The 23,480-nt window shown below is 57.1% G+C and carries 14 protein-coding genes; 6 read left to right on the top strand and 8 right to left on the bottom strand.

The genetic code is table 11. The features are described 5' to 3' along the window. Positions 1-9: 9 nt before the first annotated feature. Positions 10-615, bottom strand: coding sequence for an FMN-dependent NADH-azoreductase (gene azoR / locus V5P19_RS06090; protein ID WP_334401207.1), 606 nt, complete (start codon positions 613-615; stop codon positions 10-12). A gap of 205 nt (positions 616-820) precedes the next feature. Here azoR and hrpA point away from each other — a divergent pair, with 205 nt between their 5' ends. Continuing rightward, complete coding sequence (gene hrpA, locus V5P19_RS06085) at positions 821-4,723, top strand: ATP-dependent RNA helicase HrpA (RefSeq protein WP_334401205.1); 3,903 nt, start codon at positions 821-823, stop codon at positions 4,721-4,723. A gap of 32 nt (positions 4,724-4,755) precedes the next feature. Here hrpA and V5P19_RS06080 read toward each other — a convergent pair whose 3' ends face one another. Genes V5P19_RS06080 through V5P19_RS06065 form a run of 4 tightly spaced genes read right to left on the bottom strand, consistent with a single transcriptional unit; the run spans position 4,756 to position 9,567 of the window. Next, positions 4,756-5,415: an O-methyltransferase gene (locus V5P19_RS06080; RefSeq protein ID WP_334401203.1), complete on the bottom strand. Its 660-nt coding sequence runs from the start codon at positions 5,413-5,415 to the stop codon at positions 4,756-4,758. Positions 5,416-5,431: 16 nt separating this feature from the next. Beyond that, positions 5,432-6,808 carry an efflux transporter outer membrane subunit gene (locus tag V5P19_RS06075; RefSeq protein ID WP_334401201.1) on the bottom strand — a complete coding sequence of 459 codons (1,377 nt, stop codon included), beginning with the start codon at positions 6,806-6,808 and terminating at the stop codon, positions 5,432-5,434. Next, on the bottom strand, positions 6,805-7,887 hold the full coding sequence (locus V5P19_RS06070) for an HlyD family secretion protein (RefSeq protein WP_334401199.1): 1,083 nt from the start codon (positions 7,885-7,887) through the stop codon (positions 6,805-6,807). The genes V5P19_RS06075 and V5P19_RS06070 overlap by 4 nt, the downstream gene beginning before the upstream one ends. A 33-nt stretch (positions 7,888-7,920) precedes the next feature. Next, positions 7,921-9,567, bottom strand: coding sequence for an MFS transporter (locus tag V5P19_RS06065; RefSeq protein ID WP_334402702.1), 1,647 nt, complete (start codon positions 9,565-9,567; stop codon positions 7,921-7,923). A 225-nt stretch (positions 9,568-9,792) separates the two neighbouring features. Between V5P19_RS06065 and V5P19_RS06060 the strand changes: the two genes are divergently transcribed. After that, complete coding sequence (locus tag V5P19_RS06060) at positions 9,793-10,587, top strand: YdcF family protein (protein WP_334401197.1); 795 nt, start codon at positions 9,793-9,795, stop codon at positions 10,585-10,587. A 198-nt stretch (positions 10,588-10,785) separates the two neighbouring features. Then, positions 10,786-12,225, top strand: a complete 1,440-nt coding sequence (gene aldA, locus V5P19_RS06055) for an aldehyde dehydrogenase (RefSeq protein ID WP_334401195.1) — start codon at positions 10,786-10,788, stop codon at positions 12,223-12,225. A gap of 38 nt (positions 12,226-12,263) precedes the next feature. Here aldA and gap read toward each other — a convergent pair whose 3' ends face one another. Beyond that, positions 12,264-13,265, bottom strand: a complete 1,002-nt coding sequence (gene gap / locus V5P19_RS06050; protein ID WP_334401193.1) for a type I glyceraldehyde-3-phosphate dehydrogenase — start codon at positions 13,263-13,265, stop codon at positions 12,264-12,266. Between the two features lie 188 nt (positions 13,266-13,453). On the opposite strand from gap, the gene cybB reads away from it, so the two are divergent. Then, complete coding sequence (cybB, locus tag V5P19_RS06045; RefSeq protein WP_334401192.1) at positions 13,454-13,984, top strand: cytochrome b561; 531 nt, start codon at positions 13,454-13,456, stop codon at positions 13,982-13,984. Between the two features lie 36 nt (positions 13,985-14,020). Here cybB and V5P19_RS06040 read toward each other — a convergent pair whose 3' ends face one another. Together V5P19_RS06040 and V5P19_RS06035 are read right to left on the bottom strand one after the other, a co-directional pair. After that, positions 14,021-15,088, bottom strand: coding sequence for an oxidoreductase (locus V5P19_RS06040; RefSeq protein WP_334401190.1), 1,068 nt, complete (start codon positions 15,086-15,088; stop codon positions 14,021-14,023). 13 nt (positions 15,089-15,101) lie between these two features. After that, on the bottom strand, positions 15,102-15,845 hold the full coding sequence (locus tag V5P19_RS06035) for a DeoR/GlpR family DNA-binding transcription regulator (protein ID WP_334401188.1): 744 nt from the start codon (positions 15,843-15,845) through the stop codon (positions 15,102-15,104). A gap of 749 nt (positions 15,846-16,594) precedes the next feature. On the opposite strand from V5P19_RS06035, the gene V5P19_RS06030 reads away from it, so the two are divergent. Both V5P19_RS06030 and V5P19_RS06025 read left to right on the top strand, forming a co-directional pair. After that, positions 16,595-17,932 (top strand): TolC family outer membrane protein, encoded by a 1,338-nt coding sequence (locus V5P19_RS06030; RefSeq protein WP_334401186.1) that lies wholly within the window; start codon positions 16,595-16,597, stop codon positions 17,930-17,932. Positions 17,933-18,051: 119 nt separating this feature from the next. Continuing rightward, on the top strand, positions 18,052-23,480 hold a 5,429-nt coding region (locus V5P19_RS06025), incomplete at its 3' end, for an Ig-like domain-containing protein (RefSeq protein ID WP_334401184.1).

Below are 23,480 nucleotides of genomic sequence, written 5' to 3'. Positions count from 1 at the left end.
GGGGGAATCTTAGGCTGCGACGAAGCCGTCGATAGCGGCTTTCGCATCAGACTGTGCTTTGGTCGCCACTTCCGGACCGTAAGCGATACCTTCAGCAAACACGAAGTTCACGTCGGTGATGCCGATGAAGCCCAGGAACACGCTCAGGTACGGCGTCACCAGGTCAGTTGCGGTATCTTTATGAATACCACCGCGGCTGGTCAGTACCACTGCACGTTTGCCTTTCACCAGACCTTCCGGGCCGTTTTCGGTGTAACGGAAGGTTACGCCAGCGCGCGCCACCAGGTCGAAGTAGTTTTTCAGTTGAGTGGGGATGTTGAAGTTGTACATTGGGGCGTTGATCACGATAACGTCGTGCGCCTGGAGTTCTGCAATCAGCTCGTCAGACAGGGTCAGCGCTTCCTGCTGGCGTGGGGACAGCGGAGCATCGCTTGGACGCAGTGCGCCAACCAGTTCGCCATCCAGCACAGGAATAGGCTGGGCCGCCAGGTCACGCACGGTGATTTCGTCAGCAGGATGCTGTTCACGCCACTGTTCAACGAAATAGTCGGACAACTGACCAGACTGTGAGTACCCTGCCAGAATACTGGATTTCAATACTAATACTTTGCTCATGGGTGATTCCTGTTTTTGCATTTGATTGAAGGGGGTTGCCCCGTTGCTTGTTGACACTCTATTCACAATCCTGTCGCAGGGATAGCGCAATATATCGAAGTCTATGTTCGAATTTTTTGAATAAGGCGCTGAAACCGCCGATGTGGTACTCTATATCAATCATTAAAAAGAGATTTTATCCGGCAGTGCACTGCCCGTTAACGCTATGACAGAACAACACAAATTAACCTTCCCGATACTCCTGCAACAGCTTGATAGGCTGACGCTACGCGACAAACAGCGGTTTGCCCGCCGTCTGCACGGGGTTAAGAAGGTTAAAAATCCTGATGCACAACAGGCCATTTACCAGGAGATGGCGAAAGAGATTGAGCAGGCCGTCGGTAAAGTCGTGCTGCGCGAAGCCGCGCGTCCGGCAATAACCTATCCGGAAAACTTGCCCGTCAGTCAGAAAAAACAGGACATCCTCAACGCCGTTCGCGATCACCAGGTGGTGATTGTTGCGGGGGAAACGGGCTCCGGTAAAACCACCCAGCTGCCCAAAATCTGTATGGAGCTGGGACGCGGAATAAAGGGGCTGATTGGTCACACCCAACCGCGTCGTCTGGCGGCACGAACCGTCGCCAACCGTATTGCCGAAGAGCTGCAAACGGAGCCGGGCGGCTGCATCGGGTATAAAGTCCGCTTCAGCGACCACGTCAGCGATAACACCATGGTGAAGCTGATGACCGACGGTATTCTGCTGGCGGAAATCCAGCAGGACCGGCTGCTGATGCAGTACGACACCATTATTATCGATGAAGCGCACGAACGCAGTCTGAACATCGACTTCCTGCTCGGCTACCTGAAAGAGCTGCTGCCGCGTCGTCCGGATCTGAAAATCATCATCACCTCTGCGACCATCGACCCGGAACGTTTTTCAAAGCATTTTAACAATGCGCCGATTATCGAAGTGTCTGGCCGTACCTTCCCGGTAGAGGTACGCTATCGCCCGATTGTGGAAGAGGCGGACGATACCGAGCGCGACCAGCTGCAGGCCATCTTCGATGCGGTTGACGAGCTGGGCAACGAAAGCGCGGGCGACATTCTGATCTTTATGAGCGGCGAGCGAGAAATCCGCGATACCGCCGATGCGCTCAGCAAGCGCGATTTGCGCCATACCGAAATCCTGCCGCTTTACGCCCGCCTGTCGAACAGTGAACAAAACCGCGTGTTCCAGGCGCACAGCGGGCGTCGCATCGTGCTGGCGACCAACGTGGCGGAAACCTCGCTGACCGTACCGGGCATTAAGTATGTAATCGACCCGGGCACGGCGCGCATCAGCCGCTATAGCTATCGCACTAAGGTGCAACGCCTGCCGATTGAGCCCGTCTCACAGGCGTCAGCTAACCAGCGTAAAGGCCGCTGCGGCCGCGTGTCGGAAGGGATCTGTATTCGTCTCTATTCCGAAGACGATTTCCTGTCACGCCCGGAGTTTACCGACCCTGAAATTCTGCGCACCAACCTGGCGTCCGTCATCCTGCAGATGACCGCGCTGGGGCTGGGCGATATCGCGGCGTTCCCGTTTGTTGAAGCGCCGGATAAGCGCAATATCCAGGACGGCGTGCGCCTGCTGGAAGAGCTGGGGGCGATTACCACCGACGAGCAGGCGACCGTCTACACGCTGACGCCGCTGGGCCGCCAGCTCAGCCAGCTGCCGGTTGACCCGCGTCTGGCGCGTATGGTGCTGGAAGCGCAGAAGCACGGCTGCGTGCGTGAGGCGATGATCATCACCTCGGCGCTCTCCATTCAGGATCCGCGCGAGCGTCCGATGGACAAACAGCAAGCATCCGACGAGAAGCACCGCCGCTTCCACGATAAAGAGTCCGATTTCCTCGCCTTTGTGAACCTGTGGAACTACCTCGGCGAACAGCAAAAAGCGCTGTCGTCCAACCAGTTCCGCCGCCAGTGTCGCGTAGAGTTTCTTAACTATCTGCGCGTGCGCGAGTGGCAGGATATCTACACCCAGCTGCGCCAGGTGGTGAAAGAGCTGGGTATTCCGGTGAACAGTGAACCGGCGGAGTACCGCGAAATTCATATCTCGCTGTTGACCGGTCTGCTCTCGCATATCGGGATGAAAGATGCGGAGAAGCAGGAGTTCACCGGGGCGCGTAACGCCCGTTTCTCTCTCTTCCCGGGGTCTGGTTTATTCAAGAAACCGCCAAAATGGACGATGGTCGCAGAGCTGGTGGAAACCAGCCGCCTGTGGGGACGCATCGCGGCGCGTATCGATCCGGAATGGGTTGAACCGGTGGCTCAGCATCTGCTGAAACGGTCATACAGTGAACCGCACTGGGAGCGCGCGCAGGGCGCAGTGATGGCGACGGAGAAAGTCACCGTTTACGGCCTGCCGGTTGTCGCGGCGCGTAAGGTCAACTACAGCCAGATCGATCCGGCGCTGTGCCGCGAGCTGTTTATTCGCCACGCCTTGGTGGAAGGGGACTGGCAGACGCGGCATGCGTTCTTCCGTGAAAACCTCAAGCTGCGAGCCGAAGTGGAAGAACTTGAGCACAAATCCCGTCGTCGCGACATTCTGGTCGATGATGAAGCGCTGTTCGAGTTCTACGACCAGCGCCTTAGCCACGACGTGATTTCTGCCCGTCACTTCGACAGCTGGTGGAAGAAAGCCAGCAAAGAGACGCCGGACCTGCTCAATTTTGAAAAGAGCATGCTGATTAAAGAGGGGGCGGAGTCGGTCAGCAAGCTCGATTATCCGAACTTCTGGCATCAGGGCAACCTCAAGCTGCGCCTGACCTATCAGTTTGAACCGGGCACCGATGCCGACGGCGTCACCGTCCATATTCCACTTCCTCTGCTCAATCAGGTGGAGGAGAGCGGGTTTGAATGGCAAATCCCTGGCCTGCGCCGCGAGCTGGTGATAGCCCTGATCAAATCGCTGCCTAAGCCGGTGCGCCGCAACTTTGTTCCCGCACCAAACTACGCCGAGGCGTTCCTGGGCCGCGTCACGCCGCTGGAGTTACCGCTGCTGGACGCTCTCGAACGTGAATTCAGACGGATGACCGGGACCACCATCGATCGCGAAGACTGGAACTGGGATCAGGTGCCCGATCACCTGAAAATCAGCTTCCGCGTGGTGGATGACAAAAACAAAAAGCTGCAGGAAGGTCGGTCGCTGACGGCGCTTAAAGAGGCCCTGAAAGGTAAAGTTCAGGAGACGTTATCCGCGGTGGCGGATGACGGCATCGAGCAGAGCGGGTTGCATATCTGGAGCTTTGGTCAGCTTCCGGAAAGCTACGAGCAAAAGCGTGGCAACTACAAAGTGAAGGCCTGGCCTGCGCTGGTAGATGAACGTGACAGCGTGGCGATCAAACTGTTTGATAATCCGTTGGAACAGCAGCAGATGATGTGGCGCGGGCTGCGTCGTCTGCTGCTGTTGAACATCCCGTCGCCGATTAAGTATCTGCACGAGAAGTTACCCAACAAGGCCAAGCTGGGCCTCTACTTTAACCCGTACGGTAAAGTGCTGGACCTGATTGACGACTGCATCTCCTGCGGCGTCGACAAGCTGATTCACGAGGCGGGTGGACCGGTCTGGACGGAAGAGGCGTTTGCGAAACTGCATGAGAAGGTGCGCGCCGAGCTGAACGACACCGTGGTGGACATTGCTAAACAGGTCGAGCAGATCCTGACGGCCGTTTTCAACATCAACAAGCGTCTGAAAGGGCGCGTGGATATGACCATGGCGCTGGGTCTGTCTGACGTCAAAGCGCAACTGGCAGGCCTGGTCTACCGCGGTTTTGTTACCGGCAACGGCTTTAACCGCCTGGGGGATACGCTGCGTTATCTACAGGCGATTGAAAAACGTCTGGAGAAAATGGCCATCGATCCGCACCGCGATCGTGCGCAGATGCTGAAGGTTGAAAGCGTGCAGCAGGCGTGGCAGCAGTGGCTTAATAAACTGCCGCCCGCTCGTCGCGACGATGAAGACGTGCAGGCTATCCGCTGGATGATTGAGGAGCTGCGCGTCAGCTTCTTCGCGCAGCAGCTGGGGACGCCGTACCCGATCTCGGATAAGCGTATTTTGCAGGCGATGGAGCAGATCGCGGCGTAAACATCGGGTGGTGTAGCCACCACCCGGCGTTATTAGCCGTTCACCACGGCGAGCGTAAAACCATCCCACCCTTTCACGCCCACGGTCTGTAAGGCCGTGGCCGTTAAGCGCGGATTATCGCCAATCATCTCGATGAACCGCCGTACGCCCAGCACGCGCGCGTCGTCGCTTTGGCCGTTAATCACATCACCATCGCGCACCACGTTATCGCCAACGATAAGCGTGCCCGGCCGCGAATAGTGCAGCGCCCATTCCAGATAGCCTGGGTTGTTTGGCTTATCGGCATCGATAAAGATCAGGTCAAAAGGGGGGCTATCGCTCAGGTTTTCGAGGGAAGCCAGCGCCGGACCTTCAATGAGATCGATACGATCCTTAAGCCCCGCCAGTTGAATGTTTTGTCGCGCTACGTGGGCATGCGTTGGGTCAGCTTCAAGCGTAATCAGCTTGCCGTCCGGCGGTAGGGCGCGCGCCATCCAGATGGCGCTGTAGGCGCCCAGCGTGCCGATTTCAAGAATACGCCTTGCCTGGACCATACGGACAAACAGCGCCAGCAGCTGTCCCTGATTGGCCGCAACGTCGTGTTCGGGTAACCCGGCACGTTGATTGTTTTCGAGAACCTGCTGGAGCACCTCGTCCTGCGGAATAAGCGAAGAAATCATATAATTATCTACTGCAGACCACTGTTGTTGCATAGATTGACTCCTTGATTTACGAAGACCATCCGCCGCCCAGCGCTTTATACAAATCAATCTGCGCCAGCAGCAGGTTATTTTTCACCTGTACCACGCTGGTTTGTACCGTGTACAGCGTACGCTGCGCATCCAGCACGTCCAGATAAGACGAGTAGCCGTTGTTATAACGGTTTTGCGCGACCCTAAGCGTCTCCTGAGATACGGCCTGCTGTGCCAGCAGTTCCGTTAGCTGTTCCTGATAGCGCGTAATGGCATCGAGGCTATTGTTGACCTCAGCGAAGGCATTACGCACGGTTTTCTCGTAACCGTAGAGCGCCTGATTGCGCTGGGACTGCGAAATATCGACCTGGGCATTCAGCGCCTGGCGGTTTAGCAGCGGCGCAAGAATGCTGCCTCCCGTGCTCCAGAGCTGCAGCGGATTGTCCAGCAGGCCCGACAGGGTGCGATCCTGTATCGATCCCGTCGCCGTCAGGTTGATCGACGGCAGAAGGCTGGCGCGCGACGCGGCAAGCGTGGCGTCAGCCGCAATCAGCTGCCGTTCTGCCTGCACAATATCGGGACGGCGATTGAGCAGGGTTGAAGGCAGCTGTGACGGTAAGGCCAGCGGCGTCAGCGCCTCGAAGCGTTCGCTGCGTGCGACCTCACCGGGGTTACTGCCTAACAGCAGACGCAGGGCGTTTTCCTGCTGTGCAATCTGGTGCTGTATCAACGGCACCTGCGACCGGGTTGCACGCAGTTCGGAGTCGGATTGCATGAGCTCCAGACGCGAGCTGTAGCCCGTTTCAAACTGCCGCTTAGCGAGGTTGAATGCCTCCTCACGGGATTTTAGCGTGGACTGGGTTACGCGAAGCTGTTCATCCAGTGACAGTAGGGTGACATACCCTGACGCCACCGAGGAGGCAACGGTCAAATCTGCGGCAGCGGCCGCGGCTTTCTGCGCGTCGAGCGACGCTTCTGCGGCGTTGGCCGTGCTGCGGTTCACGCCCCAGATATCGACATCATAGTTGGCGGTGAGGCTGCCTTTGTACACCGTGCCGTAGATCGGTAATCCCGTCGCGGCAGATTGCGAGCGGGCGCGCGTGCCCGTGACGCCTGCGTCCAGCGTGGGAAAGAGGCTACCGTCGGCGGCGTAAACCCGTGCCTGATATTCATTCACCCGTTCGCGGGCAATCAGCACGTCGCTGTTGTTTTTTAGCGCAAGATCGACGTAGCGGTTCAGGTTGCTGTCGTGAAAGTTACGCCACCAGAGCTGTTCCGCCGGGCTGGCGGGGCCGGCATCAGCGCGCCATTGTGTGGGGATCTGCAGTGAAGGTTGCGCGGGTTTTACGTCAACCGACTGGCATCCGGCCAGTATGACCGCCATCAGCAGGCCTGCTATCGGGCGCAGGGTCATTGTTTAGGCGCCCCCGTATCAATCGTCACCTGAACCGACATGCCCGGGCGTAAGAGCGCGGACTCTTCAGGTTTGCCCAGTACCTCGATGCGCACCGGAATACGCTGCGCAATTTTGACAAAGTTACCGGTAGCATTATCGGGCGTGATCGCGCTGAACTCGACGCCGGTCGCCGGAGAAATACTCTCCACGCGGCCCTGATACGCTTTATCGTTTAACGCATCGACGGTGAATTTCACCGGCTGTCCGACGCGTAAATTCGCCAGCTGCGTCTCTTTAATATTGGCGATTACCCAGTGCTGCGGCGGTACCAGCGTGGTGAGGTGCGTCCCGGCGGTCACGTACGCGCCCAGACGCACGGCGATTTGCCCCAGTTGGCCGTCGCGTGGGGCGACGATGCGCGTGTTTTGCAGATCGATTTGCGCCAGCTCCAGTGCGGCTTTGGCATTATCGACGTCCGCTTCCAGCGCGCCGCGATTCACAATCACCGTTTGCAGGTCCTGACGCGACATCTCAAGCGTCGCTTTGGCCTGGTCGATATCCGCGCTGCCCTGGGCGGCGCTGGCCAATGCCGCGTCACGCTCCCGGATCGAGAGCGAACCGTCGGCAGTTAGCTCCTTGACGCGCTTCAGGTCTGCCTGCGTTTTCAGGCTCTGGGCGTGGGCATTTTTCAGCGCGGCCTCGTTTTTAACGATCGTCGCCTCCGCGCTTTTACGCTGCTGGAGATTGTTATTGAGGGCGGCGATTTTCATCGCCAGCTGGGCTTCAGCCTGATGAACGCGCTGGCGATAGATACGGTCGTCAATCTGCAACAGCACATCGCCTTTTTTGACCTGCACGAAATCCTGAACATTCACCTCGGTGATATAGCCATTTACCTGCGGGCTGATGAACGTGGTCTGTCCACGCACGTAGGCGTTATCGGTGAACTGCGCGTGGCGGGTAAAAGGAGGCAACTGCCAGGCGTAAAGGATCACCAGCACGCCGACAATACCGATGGCTGCGGCGGTGAACACAGAAACAATGCGCACATTTTTGCGCGTGTTGGCCTGCTCTTTGGCGGCATCCTGCTGACTCATAACGTCTCCCAAAACTTCATTTATCACTATCCATTATTTGTTGCCAGTGGCGTTTTTCAGGGCCATGCGGGCGGTTATACGCAGGCGCAGCAAACGCCATAAAATCCAGACCAGCGTGGCGGCGGCAATGCTCGCCGTGAGAAGGTAAGTATCGTTGTAAGCCAGAATGTTTGCCTCAAGAGCGGTCACCGTTTGCAACTGAGTGATTGCCTGCGTCCCGAGCAGCGCGCTGTCGCCTATCAGGCTTTGGTACATCTGGGTATAGGCCTGTATGCGTTCACTCACCAGCGGGTTAAGCGTGGTGAGCTGATCGGCTAGCAGGCTGGAGTGGTACTTTTCGCGCCAGGTCTGGAAGGTGCCGAGAATGGCGGACCCCAGAAGCCCACCGAGGTTTTGGCTCATGCCAAACATTACCGAGAAGCTCACCAGGTTGCGCGGCTCGGCGATCACGCCGCCAATGGCTGCCAGCATCGCCGGGGCGAGGAAGAAGGCGCTGCCAAAGCCCAGCAGGAACTGGCTAAACATCAGCTGATCCGGGCGGGTGAGGTTGGTGGACTGGCTGTCGAGCAGCGACGCAATAATCATCAGCACCAGCGAGGTGATAATCGGCCACGCCAGCTTCGTCGGTTTGATCGTCAGACAGCTGGCGACAATCCCGCAGGCAATACCGGCAAAAATCGACCATGCCAGGTGCGTCATCTGTTCATTCTGCAGGCCGACATACTGCAGCCAGCCAATGACGCCGGTGTTTTGCTCCGCCAGGACGATGCGGATCAACAGCATGATCAGCCCCAAACGCACGATACTGCCGCTCGACAGCCAGCGCGTATTGAGCAAGGGGTTAGTGCGGTTGTGTTCGAAAACGATGGCGGACACAATTAACACCAGCGACAACGCTAAAGACCAGCCTATCCACGGGGCTTCGAACCACCAGTCCAGACGACCCAGGGAGAGCACGGCGCACAGCAACGCCATGCCGGGTGCCAGCAGAAAGAAGGTCACAAAATCTTTTTTCTCGAATACCTTACGCCGATCGCCGGGAGGCAGTTTTAATACCATCACGCAGGCCAGCGATATCAGGGCCAACCCCAGTTCGAAGAAATACAAACCACGCCACTCGTCCAGCTGGAGCAGTTCAGTAGAAAACAGCCGGGCAAGCGGGATAGCGAGCGACGATCCGGTGATGCCGATCGTCAGCGCCTTCAGGCGGTGCTTCGCGGGCCAGGCCTGAATCTGGTAATAAATTCCCAGCGAGCTAAGCGCGGCGGCCACCATTCCGTGCGCGGCGCGAACCATTAGCGCCGAGCTGAGATCGTTCACAAAGAGGTGGAAAAACGTGACCAACACATACAGCACCAAAAAACCTTCGGTGAAGGCGCGCAGGCCGTATTGTTGACGAAATTTCACCAGCAGCAGGTTGATGGAGATGTTGGTCATGACGTAGACGGCGGGCAGCCAGGCAATCTCTGTCGACCAGGCACCGAACGTACCCTGGAGGTTCTGCAGATTGGCCGTCACCACCGCATTGCCCAGCGCGCCCGTCAGGCACACCAACAGGCCAACGATGCCATAGGCGATCCGCTTTGGCGTGGGGTGTCCCGGTGTGGAGGGCGAACCCAGCAGGGCGGGTTTCTCATGTGGCTGCCACTCGCGAGGAGCATAAGGGTCGCGTTGAGGCAGGCGCATAACGTCTTTACCTTAGAAAAAGTTGAATAGTGATCGGACTAATGATTCTACGTCTGACGATAATCATAATTCAAATGAATATGATTATTGCATGTTAATCATCTGCCAAATGAATAGTTAAGGAAAAAGAGCGGCCTGGCGACGTGATGTTTCAGAGAGATCTCCTTTTTCGATATCATAATCGCGGTAGGCTAACCTAAACGCTGTAAGGAGGTTACGATGACACTGCCACTTTTTCCCTGTCTGCCCGAAGCCACGCTCAACGCCGTGAACACCGTCGGGCAATGGCTGGCGCAGGATGATTTTCACCCCCCACAGCCTGTGGATCGCGTGATTCTGGCGGGCAACGCGGTAATGCCTACGATCGATGCTGCCTGTCGCGTGGCGTCCGGGCAGGGCATTCCGCTGCTCATCAGTGGGGGGATCGGCCACTCGACGACGTTCCTCTATTCTGCCATTGCTCAGCATCCGCGCTATAACACTATCCCGACGACCGGACGAGCAGAGGCGACGATCCTGGCGGATATTGCCCGCGAATTCTGGAAAATTGCGGCGGACAAGATCTTGATTGACGATCGCTCTACCAACTGCGGGGAAAATGCACGCTTTAGCTGGAATATGCTTAAACATCACGGGCTACAGGCCGAACGGGTACTGGTGGTGCAGGACCCGACCATGCAGCGCCGCACGATGGCGACCTTCGCGCGGGTGTGCCGGGATGAAAAAATGTCCCCGGTATGGGTAAGTCATCCCGGTTTGACGCCGGTCCTGCAAAACAGCGATAACGGTCTGGTTTTTGCGGGCCCAAACGAGGGGCTTTGGCCGGTTGAACGGTATTTGTCGCTGGTGCTGGGCGAGATGCCGCGCCTGCGCGATGACGTCAACGGCTATGGCCCGGCGGGGCGAGACTTTATTGCGCACGTTGAGATCCCCGCGGAGGTTGACGCGGCCTGGTACACGCTGCGTAATGACGCCATTCTTACGGACGCGCTTGTAAGCCGTTCCCTGCTGTAACCCTCTGCCCGTTTGCGCCATCCTTTTCGCAAACGGGCATTAAATGTTGCTAGTTTGTAATTTTCAAATCCAGCTGACCCGATTCTTCTATGAGGTGCCTCACATAATCGGCGCGTCCGGTTAGGCATTTTGTCCTGTGACTATAGGTTTTAACAATGCATTTACTTGTTAAAAACAGCGTAATTACAGGAGCAGGTTATGACAGTACCCGTACAACATCCTATGTATATCGATGGACAGTTTGTTGCCTGGAAAGGGGATGCCTGGATTGATGTGATCAATCCGGCCACCGAAGAGGTCATTTCCCGCATTCCGGACGGCGGCGCCGACGATGCGCGCAAGGCCATTGACGCCGCAGAGCGCGCGCAGGAGGCATGGGAAGCGCTCCCCGCGATTGAGCGCGCGACCTGGCTGCGAAAAATCTCCGCCGGGATCCGCGAGCGTGTAAGTGAGATTGCCGCGCTGATCGTGGCGGAAGGCGGCAAAATTCAGCCGCTCGCGGAAGTCGAAGTTAACTTTACCGCTGACTATATTGATTACATGGCCGAGTGGGCGCGCCGCTATGAAGGCGAAATTATCCAGAGCGATCGTCCGGGCGAGAACATCCTGGTCTTTAAGCGCGCGCTGGGCGTGACCACCGGTATCCTGCCGTGGAACTTCCCGTTCTTCCTGATTGCCCGCAAGCTCGCGCCCGCGCTGCTCACCGGCAATACCATTGTGATTAAACCCAGTGAATTCACGCCGAATAACGCCATTGCCTTTGCCAAAATTGTTGATGCGATCGGCCTGCCGAAAGGGGTGTTCAACCTGGTGCTGGGGCGCGGTGAAACCGTGGGCCAGGAGCTGGCGGGCAACCCGAAAGTGGCGATGGTCAGCATGACGGGCAGCGTAGGGGCGGGCGAAAAAATCATGGCTGCGGCGGCGAAAAACATCACTAAAGTCGGGCTGGAACTGGGCGGTAAAGCGCCCGCCATCGTGATGGACGATGCCAACCTGGCGCTGGCGGTAAAGGCAATTGTCGATTCCCGCATGATCAACACCGGGCAGGTTTGCAACTGCGCCGAGCGCGTGTACGTGCAGAAGGGCATTTACGACCGCTTTGTAAACCGTCTGGGCGAAGCCATGAAGGCGGTACAGTTTGGTAATCCTGCGGAGCGCACCGATATTGCGATGGGGCCGCTGATCAACGCCGCCGCGCTGGCGCGCGTTGAGCAAAAAGTCGCGCGGGCGGTGCAGGAAGGGGCGAAAGTGGTCCTCGGTGGCAAAGCGGTGGAGGGAAAAGGTTACTACTATCCGCCAACCCTGCTGCTGGACGTGCGTCAGGAGATGTCCATTATGCACGAAGAGACCTTCGGCCCGGTTCTGCCGGTGGTGATGTTCGACACGCTGGAGGAGGCGCTGAAGATGGCCAACGACAGCGACTACGGCCTGACCTCTTCTATTTATACGCAAGATCTGAACGTGGCGATGAAAGCCATCAAGGGGCTCAAGTTTGGCGAAACCTACATCAACCGCGAGCACTTTGAAGCGATGCAGGGCTTCCACGCCGGCTGGCGCAAGTCGGGGATTGGTGGGGCAGACGGGAAACATGGCCTGAATGAGTATCTGCAAACGCAGGTGGTGTATTTGCAGTCATAGCAGGACGTTCCCCCTCTCCTTCGGGAGGGGGCGCTGGATCACAACGATGCAAACTTATCGAGCGTACGTACCAGCTGCGTAACAAACCCATATTCATTGTCATACCACGCAACCGCTTTCACCAGCTGCAGGTCGCCTGCTTCGCTTACCTCGGTCTGCGTAGCGTCGAATATAGAGCCAAAGTGCGAGCCGATGACGTCGGACGACACAATCTCTTCATCGGTATAGCCAAAGGATTTATTGCCCTGGGTGGCTTTTTTCAGCGCGATGTGAATCTCCTCGACCGTCACCTTTTTCCCCAAAATGGCGACCAGCTCGGTAACGGAACCGGTTTTCACCGGCACGCGCTGGGCGTGGCCTTTCAGCTTGCCGCTCAGAGCAGGGATCACCAGGCCAATCGCTTTTGCCGCCCCGGTGGTGTGGGGAATGATGTTCTCCGCCGCCGCGCGCGAGGCGCGAAGGTCTTTCCCGCGCGGACCATCTACCAGCGCCTGGGTGCCGGTATAGGCGTGGATGGTGGTCATGGTGCCGACTTTAATTTCGAAGGCGTCATTCAATGCTTTCGCCAGCGGGGCCAGGCAGTTCGTGGTGCAGGAGGCAACGGATATGATGGTATCAGCGGCATCCAGCGTGTCATCGTTGACGTTGAACACAATGGTTTTCATTTCTCCCGCCGGAGCAGAGATCAGCACCTTTTTGGCGCCCGCGTCCAGATGGGCTCTGGACTTCTCTTCGGAAGTGTAAAAACCGGTGCATTCGACGACGATGTCGACGCCTGCCGTTTTCCACGGAATATGTTTGGCCTCTTTTTCGGCGTAAACCGCGATGGTTTTGCCGTCCACAATCAACGCGTCTTCGGTGAAATCCACGCTCCACGGAAAACCACCGTAGTTAGAGTCATGCCTGAGCAGATAGGCCAGAACTTTGGGAGAGGTCAGATCGTTAATGGCGACGACGGTATTGCTGTCCTGGGTTTCAAGAAGGCGACGCAGTACAAGACGTCCAATGCGGCCAAAGCCGTTAATGCCAATTTTACTCATAATATTCTCCTGGTGAATGTGCTAATACGCCCGTTTGAACTCATCCAGGCTTAGACCATGCGAGGGCGGGCGGCAATTGAAGAAGCTTCATGCGCAGGGAAGTCATTGAAAAAGCATATAGAAAACTTAATGAATTTTTAAGGAAAGGGGATTATGTTGGCGCTAAATATGTCCCTTAAGGAAATCGTATGCGCACTAAATATACAGGCCTGCAGATAGGCATTCACTGGCTGGTGTTTTTGTTGGTTATCGTGGCGTATTGCGCGATGGAGTTCAGAGGCTTCTTTCCGCGAACCGACCGCCCGCTGATCAACATGATCCACGTTTCGTGCGGGATGTCGATCCTGGCGCTGATGGTGTTGCGATTGCTGGTTCGCCTTAAATTCCCGGCCCCGCCGATTCAGCCTAAGCCCAAGCCGATGGTCACCGGCATGTCCCATCTGGGGCATCTGATTGTCTACCTGCTGTTTATTGCGCTGCCGCTGATCGGTATTGTGATGATGTATTACCGCGGTAATGACTGGTATGCCTTCGGCATGGTGATGCCGCATGCCGCCGAGGGAAATTTTGACCGGGTGGACACCCTGAAAGCGTGGCACGAGACGCTGGCGAATCTGGGGTATTTCGTGATTGGCCTGCACGCTCTGGCGGCGCTGATGCACCACTATTTCTGGAAAGATAATACGCTGCTGCGCATGATGCCGAAAAAACGTCACTAACCTGGAGCCCTGCGCGATTGCGCAGGGCTCGCTTTCTTACTGCAGCTGAGCGCGTTCCTCAGCCGTTAAGTCCAGCGTCTCCGTCGAGCCGCTCTCAGACGATTTCACCGCCGCTTCCAGCACCGCCATGACCGCCAAGGCCTCGACAGGATGAACCGGGTTATCCATTTTGCCCGTTAATGCGTCACGCACGTTGATATAATACTGACGCTGATCGCCTTTCGGCGTCTTGATGTTCTGGGGCTCACCATTAGCATCAAACAACACCATATCGTCACTGTCCTCACCCCAGCGTTCACTGCCGGGCGTCACGCCGGCCAGAAGCTGCGCTTCCTGCTGATCGATACGCGATTTGACCACGCTGGCGTGGTCGCCGTGTACGCTAAAGCGGGACGTCCCACCTGCAACCAGCATGCTGCAGTGCAGAATGACCTTGTGCTCAGGGTAATTGAGCACTACGTGCGCCCAGTCATTAATCTCCGCGCCGTCGCGCAGTGTTGCAATATTGCCCTGGACCGACTGCGGCAGGCCAAAAAGCTGCAGCGTCTGGTCGATCAGGTGCGGGCCCAGGTCAAACCATAAGCCGCTTCCCGGCACGTTCTGTTCTCTCCAGCGCACGCGCACTTCCGGGCGGAAACGATCAATATGCGACTCAAAGAGTTTTACCTTGCCGATGCGGCCATGCTCAATCACCTGCTTTACACCGAGGAAGTCGCTGTCCCAGCGGCGGTTGTGGAAAACGGAGAGCAGCAGCTGTTTTTCATCCGCCAGCGCAATCAGATCGCGGGCTTCCTGCATGTCGAGGGTGAAGGGTTTGTCCACGACCACGTGTTTACCTGAGTTCAGGGCAAGCGTTGCCAGAGGGGCGTGAGTGGCGTTAGGGGAGGCAATAACCACCAGATCGATATCAGGATGCTGAATGGCTTCCTCCGGCGTTGCCACTACCTGAACGTCGGGAAGGTCGCGTTTTACCTTCTCTTCATCACGTGAAGAAACCACCGCCAGCTTAAGCCCGTCCACGGACTGGATGAGCGGAGCATGGAACGTCTTGCCCACAAATCCATAGCCGATCAGCGCAATGTTAATTGTCTTCACTTTATTCATGATTTTCTCCACGTTAATTCGCGCAAACCGTGACCTGCAATGCGCCTGTATCCCCAAGCTCAGCCCAGGGACGATCTAAATACAGTTGATGAATGTCGGTTAAGCCGCACACCCGATGCGGTTCGCAGTGATTGAGCTTGAGATGGTCAGCAACAATCCAGTGCTCATGACTTGACGCCAGCATGGTGCGTTTAACGTCTGCATCGTCTTCTTTGCTGGCGCTCAGACCGAGCTCAGCATGAATGGCGCAGGCGCCCAGAATCGCGATATCTGCCCGGTATCGGGAGAGGAGGGACAACGTGGCGCTCCCCGCAAACAGGCGTTGTTTCTGATCCCATTTTCCGCCGAGCAGGATCAGCTCGATGTCATCGCGATCGCTAAAGTGTTGTGCAATATCCAGAGAAGAGGTGATAACCGTCAGCGGCCCCTTGAGGAAGGTGGCGACGGCCAGTACCGTGCTGCCGGCATCCAGAAACAGCGTCGACCCGGCAGGAACGTTCTGCGCCACGCCTTTTCCGAGGCGCTGTTTGGCTTCAGGCAGCAGCGTGTTTCTGCCCTGACGATTCATGGCGGAAAGGTTCAGCGCAATGGCGCCGCCGTGGTTCTTCTGCGCCAGCCCCTGATTTTCGAGGTCGGTCAGATCGCGGCGAATGGTGTCCGTAGAAACCTGCAGCGTCTCTGCCAGCTCGGTAATGCTGGCCTGACCCTGCTCGCTGATAATTTCAAGCACATACTTCTGGCGGGCGGTTTTGTGCATAAGCGTGTAATCCTGCAAAATGTCGCAATAGTTTGCATATTACAGCATTTGGTGGGAAAGGAAATCGTGCACCCGTCAGGGAAGCGCAGCGGCAACGAGTCGGGACGGCGATTATTCATACAGGTGATTATTAAAATAGTATTAATCGGTTAGATCACAATTGTTTTGAATGGTAATCGCAGTGTTATTGTTATGTTTTTCTTAACTATTTGGGTCATGCAACCTTAATGTAAGCATTTATTGGAGTTAATGACTGCTTAATTTGTATTGAGTAGTGTTTTAATCTGATATTAATCACATTTAAGGAGTATAATATCGACATAACTGGGTGGGCTACTTAAATTGACAGTTCTTTGAAAATCTTTGTGTCTGATGCGCTTAGAAATTAACGCAAAAATGTACAGTTTACGATTTTGAAATTTTACTTAAATAACAATAGCTTTGTTTGTTTCATTTGAAAGGTCATTTTTAGGAGTTTGTACAGAAACCTTAGGCTTTTTCTTATATGCAACACCTTGTTAACATTGTGGGTGTAGTTGCCTATAACACATTTTGTTAGACTGCGAATCAGTTAAAGAATAAGTAAATTCTTAATTTTATATAAGCCTTAAGGCCACTTCATCTCCAATGGAAATGGGTATGGGGACCTTTTACCTCAAATTTGATGAGAGGGAGTGAAGGTTATTTGACTACTTTTTTATACCTCTTTTGGGTAGGTATTTATCAACGCTCAGAGTCAGGGGGTAAAAATGACTTTATTGCAAAATTACCTGTTATTTAGATTGCCTGCTGCGGCGGTATTTATGGCGATAGCGATGAATACGGCGAATGCGAATAGCAGCCAGGTGGGTATGGCGCCCATTGCAACAATAAGCTTAAAAGAAAGCATTCTTTTTGCCATCGATCGCGATCCGTCCGTGAGTCAGCAGGCTGCGCAATTAGGTATTGGTCAGGCGCAAATAGACGAAGCGCGTAGCGGCTGGATGCCGCAAATCGCGCTGAGCGGGAGCACGGGGCACAGCCAAACCACCGATTCCAGCGGATCGCTGAAGAATTCCGCTGCCTGGGGATTGAGCCTGACGCAGCTGATTTACGACTTTGGAAAGACCAACAACAGCATCGATCAATCTTCGGCCCAGCGCGACAGCTATCGCTACCAGCTAATGGGCACGCTGTCTGACGTGGCGGAAAAAACGGCCCTCAGCTATGTCGAGGTTAAGCGCTATTCCGATTTGCTGCAGGCGGCGAAAGACAATGTGCAGGCGCTGAAAAACGTTGAGCAGCTGGCAAAGCTGCGCGCAGATGCGGGCGTGAGTTCAACCTCCGACGAACTTCAAACCCGCACGCGTATCGCCGGAATGCAGGCGACGGTAGCGCAGTATAGCGCGTCATTAAACAGCGCCCGCGCGAGGCTCGGCGTGTTGACCGGCATGCAGGCTGAGACCTATTCGCCTGTTCCGGCAAAACTCGCCGTAGAACAGGATTCGCTTAACCGCATCGATTATTCGCTGATTCCGACGGTGATGGCTGCACAGAATATGGAACGATCGGCGCAGTATGGCGTCGAGACCGCAAAGTCTCAGCACTGGCCAACGCTGAGTCTGAAAGGCGGACGCACGCGTTACGAATCCGATAATCGCTCGTACTGGGACGACCAGATACAGCTCAATATTGACGCCCCAATTTACCAGGGGGGCGCCGTTTCAGCACGCGTGCGTCAGGCAGAAGGTGCCAGAGCAATGGCTTCCTCTCAGGTTGATCAGGCGCGATTCGATGTCCTGCAAAAAGCCTCGGTGGCGCAAGCCGACTGGACCGGCGCGCGAGGCAGGATGGAGGCCGGCAGGTTACAGCTGGAAAATGCGTTACGTGCCCGTGAGGTCTACAAAAATGAATATACCCTGAGCAAGCGGAGCATTAACGATTTGCTCAGCGTTGAGCAGGATGTCTGGCAGGCCACGTCGGCAAAAATAATGGCTGAATATGATGGCTGGAGTTCGGCAATTAATTACGCTTCAGCGGTAGATAATTTGATGCCGCTTATTGGAATAGAGAAAAACGCTGCCGCAAAACTACCCGATTTAAGTTAAAAAAAGACGCGCCTTTCTGCGCGAAATAAGTCTGAAAATAATGGGTGAATTTCCCAGGGATAGCTACATCCATCTGGTGGTCATATCCACAGGAATCCGTGCACCTGCAAGGAGAAAATATGAGTAACGTAAAAGTTGTTGATGTCATCATTCGCAAGACAGCGGAAAAAACAAAATTAACCGGAGAGGGCAACCTGTCGGTCTCAATTTCATCGCCGAGCGTGATTGAAATCCAGGGTTCTGCTCAGGATGTGGTGCGCTATGTGCGCCAGGGTAAAGATCTCCTCATTTATATGAAAGATGGCAGCGTTATTCGCTGCAATAACTATTTCGTCGAAGATCCTGAAACACAAAGCCAGTCTGAACTGGTGTTTAACGATAATCAGGAGCTGACTCATATTTCTTTTGCCGATGCCGGGGAAGCGTCAGGCGTTGCGGTAACGGAATTAACCGCGCAGGCTACACCGATTAGCAGCATTGAACCTTTCCTGGAGCAGGGAAGCGTATTAAGCGATGCGCCGTGGGGCTGGATTGCCGGTGCGGCATTAGGCGGTGGCGCGATTGGCGCGCTGCTGGCACACGGCGGTGACGGCGAAACCAAAACGAAAGTCATCGACAACACCAAGGAAGTCGAGAGCGCGACGCCGACCTTTTTACTGACGGATAAAGCGGGTGACAAGCAGGGTGTGCTGAGTGCAAAAGAGGTCACGGACGATAACACCCCAACCTTCAGCGGTACCGGCCAGCCTGGCGCGACCATTCAGGTCAAAGACAGCAGCGGCAGCACCATTGCCAGCACCATGGTCGGAAAAGACGGGACCTGGACGGTAAAATTACCGACCCAGACGGACGGAGAACACACCTGGTCCGTTGTGCAGATCGACGGCAGTAAAACGACCTCTGCGGGCAGCATCACCGTCACCGTATCAACGGCAGACGCCACTGTTACGCTTGCCACGACGGCGGGCGATAACGTCATTAACGCCAGCGAACAGTCCGCGGGCTTCACGCTTTCGGGTGCCAGTAAAAACCTGGCACAAGGCACCGAACTGACCGTCACGCTGAACGGCAAATCCTATACCGCTGAAGTGGGTGCAAACGGCGCCTGGAGCGTGAAGGTGCCTGCGGCAGACGCACAGGCTTTGGGCGATGGCACGTGGACGGTGAACGTCAGCGGCAGAGACGCGGCGGGCAATACCGTGAGCGGCAGCCAGACCCTTGGCGTGGATACCACCGCCCCGACGCTGTCTGTAAATACCCTCACTCAGGACAACATCATTAATGCGGCTGAACACAATCAGCCCCTGACGCTGACCGGTAAAACGGACGCGGAAGCGGGGCAAATTGTGACGGTTACGCTGAACGGCAAAAACCATACCGCGACGGTCGGCAGCGACGGTTCCTGGTCCGTCACGCTCCCGGCCAGCGAGGTGGGCTCGCTGGCCGACGGCAATCATACCCTGACGGTTAACGTCAGCGACAAGGCGGGTAACGGTTCATCCACCACCGCCGATTTCACCGTGGATACCGCAGCCCCGGTTGTGACGATCAATACCGTCGCAGGCGACAATATCCTCAACACCGGCGAGCAGGGTCAGGCGCAGATTATTTCTGGCCAGGCGAGCGGCGCGGCAGCGGGCGACGTGGTCACCGTCACCCTTGGCGGCCAGACCTTCACCGGCGTGGTGCAGGCGAACGGCAGCTGGAGCGTTGGCGTACCTGCGTCCGTGATTGGCGCGTTGGGTGAGGGCAACCACAGCATTTCGGTATCCATCACCGATGCGGCAGGCAATACCGGTCACGCGACCCACGGCATTACTCTGAGCGGTAACCCTCCGGAATTTACCGTTGACGCCATTAGCCAGGACAACGTGCTGAATGCACAGGAGGCGATGCAGCCGCTGAGCCTGACCGGGACCAGCAACCTGCCAAACGGCAGCGCCATCGCCGTGACGCTGAACAACGTCACCTATCAGGCTACGGTCGAAAATGGCATCTGGGCCGTTCAGGTGCCGGTTTCTGACGTTCTGAATCTGGCGAACACCCTTTACACCGTCAGCGTCAGCGGCACTGACGGCGTCGGTAACAGCGGTTCCGCCGAGGCAACGCTTCTGGTGGATACCGTGCTGCCGCAGGTAATTATCAATACGTTTGCCGGCGACAACCTGGTGAACAACGCTGAAGTGGCGGTGGATCAAACCCTGAGCGGGCGCGTTATCGGCGCGGCGGCGGGCGATACGGTTTCTATTTCCGTGGGAGGCAAGAGCTACACCGCCACGGTGGGTAGCGATCTGACCTGGAGCGTGACCATTCCGTCAGCCGATCTGAACGCGTTTGGCGATGGCGATTTAACCTTCAACGCCTCTGTGACCAATGCGCACGGCAACACCGGCAGCGGCGAGCGTGATATCAACATCAACGCCGAGCTGCCTGGCCTGCGCGTGAACACCATTTCCGGCGATGACGTGATCAACGCCATTGAGCAGCAGCAGGATCTGACCGTGACCGGCTCCAGTACCCATCTGGCTGCAGGCACGCAGGTCATCGTCACCATCAACAGCGTCGATTACGCCGCCGTGGTCAACGCCAACGGCAGCTGGCAAATCGGCGTACCGGCATCCGATCTTCAGGGCTGGTCGGCAGGAAATATCGCCGTTCACGTCAGCGCAGAAGATGCCTGGGGCAACACCGTTTCGGCTGAGCACCCCATCGAGCTGGACCTGAACGCCGTGGCGGTCACCGTTGATACCATCAGCGGCGACGACATGCTGAATGCAGCCGAAAAAGGGGCGGATGTTACGCTCTCGGGTCAGACCCAGGGCGTAGAAGCCGGGCAGACCGTGGTGGTTAAATTTGCCGACCAGACGTTCACCGCGCAGGTTCAGCAGGACGGTTCCTGGAGCCTGACCGTTCCGGCCAGCGCCATGGAGACCCTGATCGACGGACGCGCGCAGGTGAGCGTCAGCGTTACTAACGTCAACGGCAACAGCGCCGATGCGTCGCGCGTGGTGACGGTGGATACCTTGCCGCCGTCCATCACGATCGATAACCTGACCGACGACAACATCATCAATGCCGCCGAAGCGCAGCAGGCGTTAGCGTTAAGCGGCAGCAGCAATGCTGAACCGGGACAGACCGTTACCGTTACGCTGAATGGCAAAAATTACCAAACTACCGTACAGGCTGACGGCACCTGGACGCTGAGCGTACCTGCCGCTGACGTCGGCGCGCTGGCTGACGGCACCGTAACGGTGACGGCAACCGTGAGCGACGTGGCGGGCAACACCAGCAGCGCGGACCGCGTTGGGCTGGTAGATGCGACCGTCCCGCAGGTGACCATTAACGATTTTGTCACTGACACCAACACCGTTAACCTGAGCGCCCATTCTCAGGCGCAGATCCTGAGCGGTTCCGTCACCGGCGCGGCGGCGGGCGATTTGGTCACTATCACCATTAACAACGTGGATTACACCACGGTGGTCGATGCGGCGGGCAACTGGAGCCTCGGCCTGCCTGCGTCTGTTGTTCAGGGCCTGGCCGACGGCACCTGGACCATTAACGTCTCCGTGACGGACCAGTCTGGCAATACGGGCAGCAGCGCGCTGGACGTGGTGGTCAACACGGTAACGCCAGTCATTGGTATTAATACCCTGGCGGCGGACGACGTGATCAACGCTACCGAGAAAGGCGAAGATCTGCTGCTTTCCGGGACCAGCAACCAGCCGGAAGGCACGACGATCACCGTCAGCCTTAACGGCATTAATTATACCGCAACCACCGACGCCAGCGGCAGCTGGAGCGTAACTGTGCCTGCCTCTGCGGTCAGCGCGCTGGGCGAAGCACATTACACCGTAAGCGCCAGCGTCACCGACAGCGTGGGCAACAGCGCCTCTACCACGCACGATGTGCTGGTCGACAGCGCGCTGCCGGTGGTCTCCATCGATACCCTGGCGGGCGACAACATCGTTAACGCCGCCGAAGTGGCGGCAGGGCAAACCCTGACCGGGAAAGTCTCTAACGCGGCATCGGGCGATACCGTCACGATTATTCTCGGTGGGCAAACATACACCGCGACCGTGCAGGACGATCTCACCTGGAGCCTGCCGTTAACCCAGGGCCAGCTGACCGCGCTCGGCAACGGCGACCTGACCGTATCGGCCAGCGTCACCAACGTGCACGGCAACACCGGCTCGTCGTCGCTGGACTTCACCATCGACGCCCAGCTGCCTGGCCTGCGTATTGATACCGTGGCGGGCGATGACGTCATCAACATCATCGAGCACGGTCAGAACCTGATTGTCTCCGGCAGCAGCACCGATCTGGCGGCGGGCAGCACCGTCACCGTGACCATCAACGGCAAGGATTATTCCGCCTCGGTACTGGCGGACGGCACCTGGCAGGCGGCCGTGCCGGCGGCGGACGTCTCCCAGTGGGCGGACGGCTCGCTGGCCATCAGCGCCAGCGCGCAGGACGCCTCCGGCAACCCGGTGAATATCGGCACCGTTGTCGACGTGGATCTCACCCCGGTTGCCATCAGCATCAACAGCGTGACCGCTGACAACGTGCTGAACGCGGCGGAAAAAGGCGAAGACCTGGTGCTCAGCGGCACCTCGGCCAACGTGGAGGCGGGGCAGACCGTGACCGTCACCGTTGGCGGTAAAACCTACACCACCACGGTAGACGCCAACGGCGACTGGACCTACACCGTTCCGGCAGCGGACCTGAGCGGCCTGAAGGACGGCGACGCCAGCGTGCAGGTCAGCGTCACCAACGTGAACGGCAACAACGCCTCCGCAGGGCGCGAATTCAGCGTGGATACCACCGCGCCGACGGTCACCGTCAACACCATCAGCAGCGACAACATGCTGAACGCGGCGGAAGCGGCGCAGGATCTGACCCTGAGCGGCACCTCAAGTGCCGAGGCGGGCCAGACGGTCACCGTGAGCTTCAACGGCAACACCTATACCGCGCAGGTACAGGCGGACGGCACCTGGACGCTCGACGTTCCGGCGGCGGACATGGCGGGCATTGCCGACGGTAATGCCACCGTTACGGCAACGGTTGCCGATAAAGCGGGCAACCCGGCGAGCGCGGGCGCATCCGTGCTGGTCGATACCACGGTTCCGCAGATTAGCTTTAACCTCGTGGCGGGCGACGACATCATCAATATCGCCGAGCACGGGCAGGCGCTGATCGTCTCCGGCAGCGTGAGCGGCGCGCAGGCGGGCGATGTCATTACCGTGACCCTGAACGGCAAAGATTACACCGCAATGCTGGACGGTGCCGGAAACTGGAGCATGGGGATTCCGGCGGCGGACGTGGGCGCGCTGGCGAATGGCGACCATACGATCTCTGCAACGCTGACGGATAAGGCGGGCAACAGCACCACCGCCACGCACGACGTTGACGTCTCCCTGACGGCACCGACGATTGCCATCAACACCCTGGCGGGCGATGACGTGATCAACGCCACCGAGAAAGGCGAAGATCTGCTGCTTTCCGGGACCAGCAACCAGCCGGAAGGCACGACGATCACCGTCAGCCTTAA

It is taken from the genome of Enterobacter sp. UNJFSC 003, from assembly GCF_036903355.1.
In the GTDB taxonomy this organism is placed as follows: Bacteria; Pseudomonadota; Gammaproteobacteria; order Enterobacterales; family Enterobacteriaceae; genus Enterobacter.
Note: the sequence above shows the minus strand (reverse complement) of the source record. Positions and strands in the feature narration are given on the sequence as shown.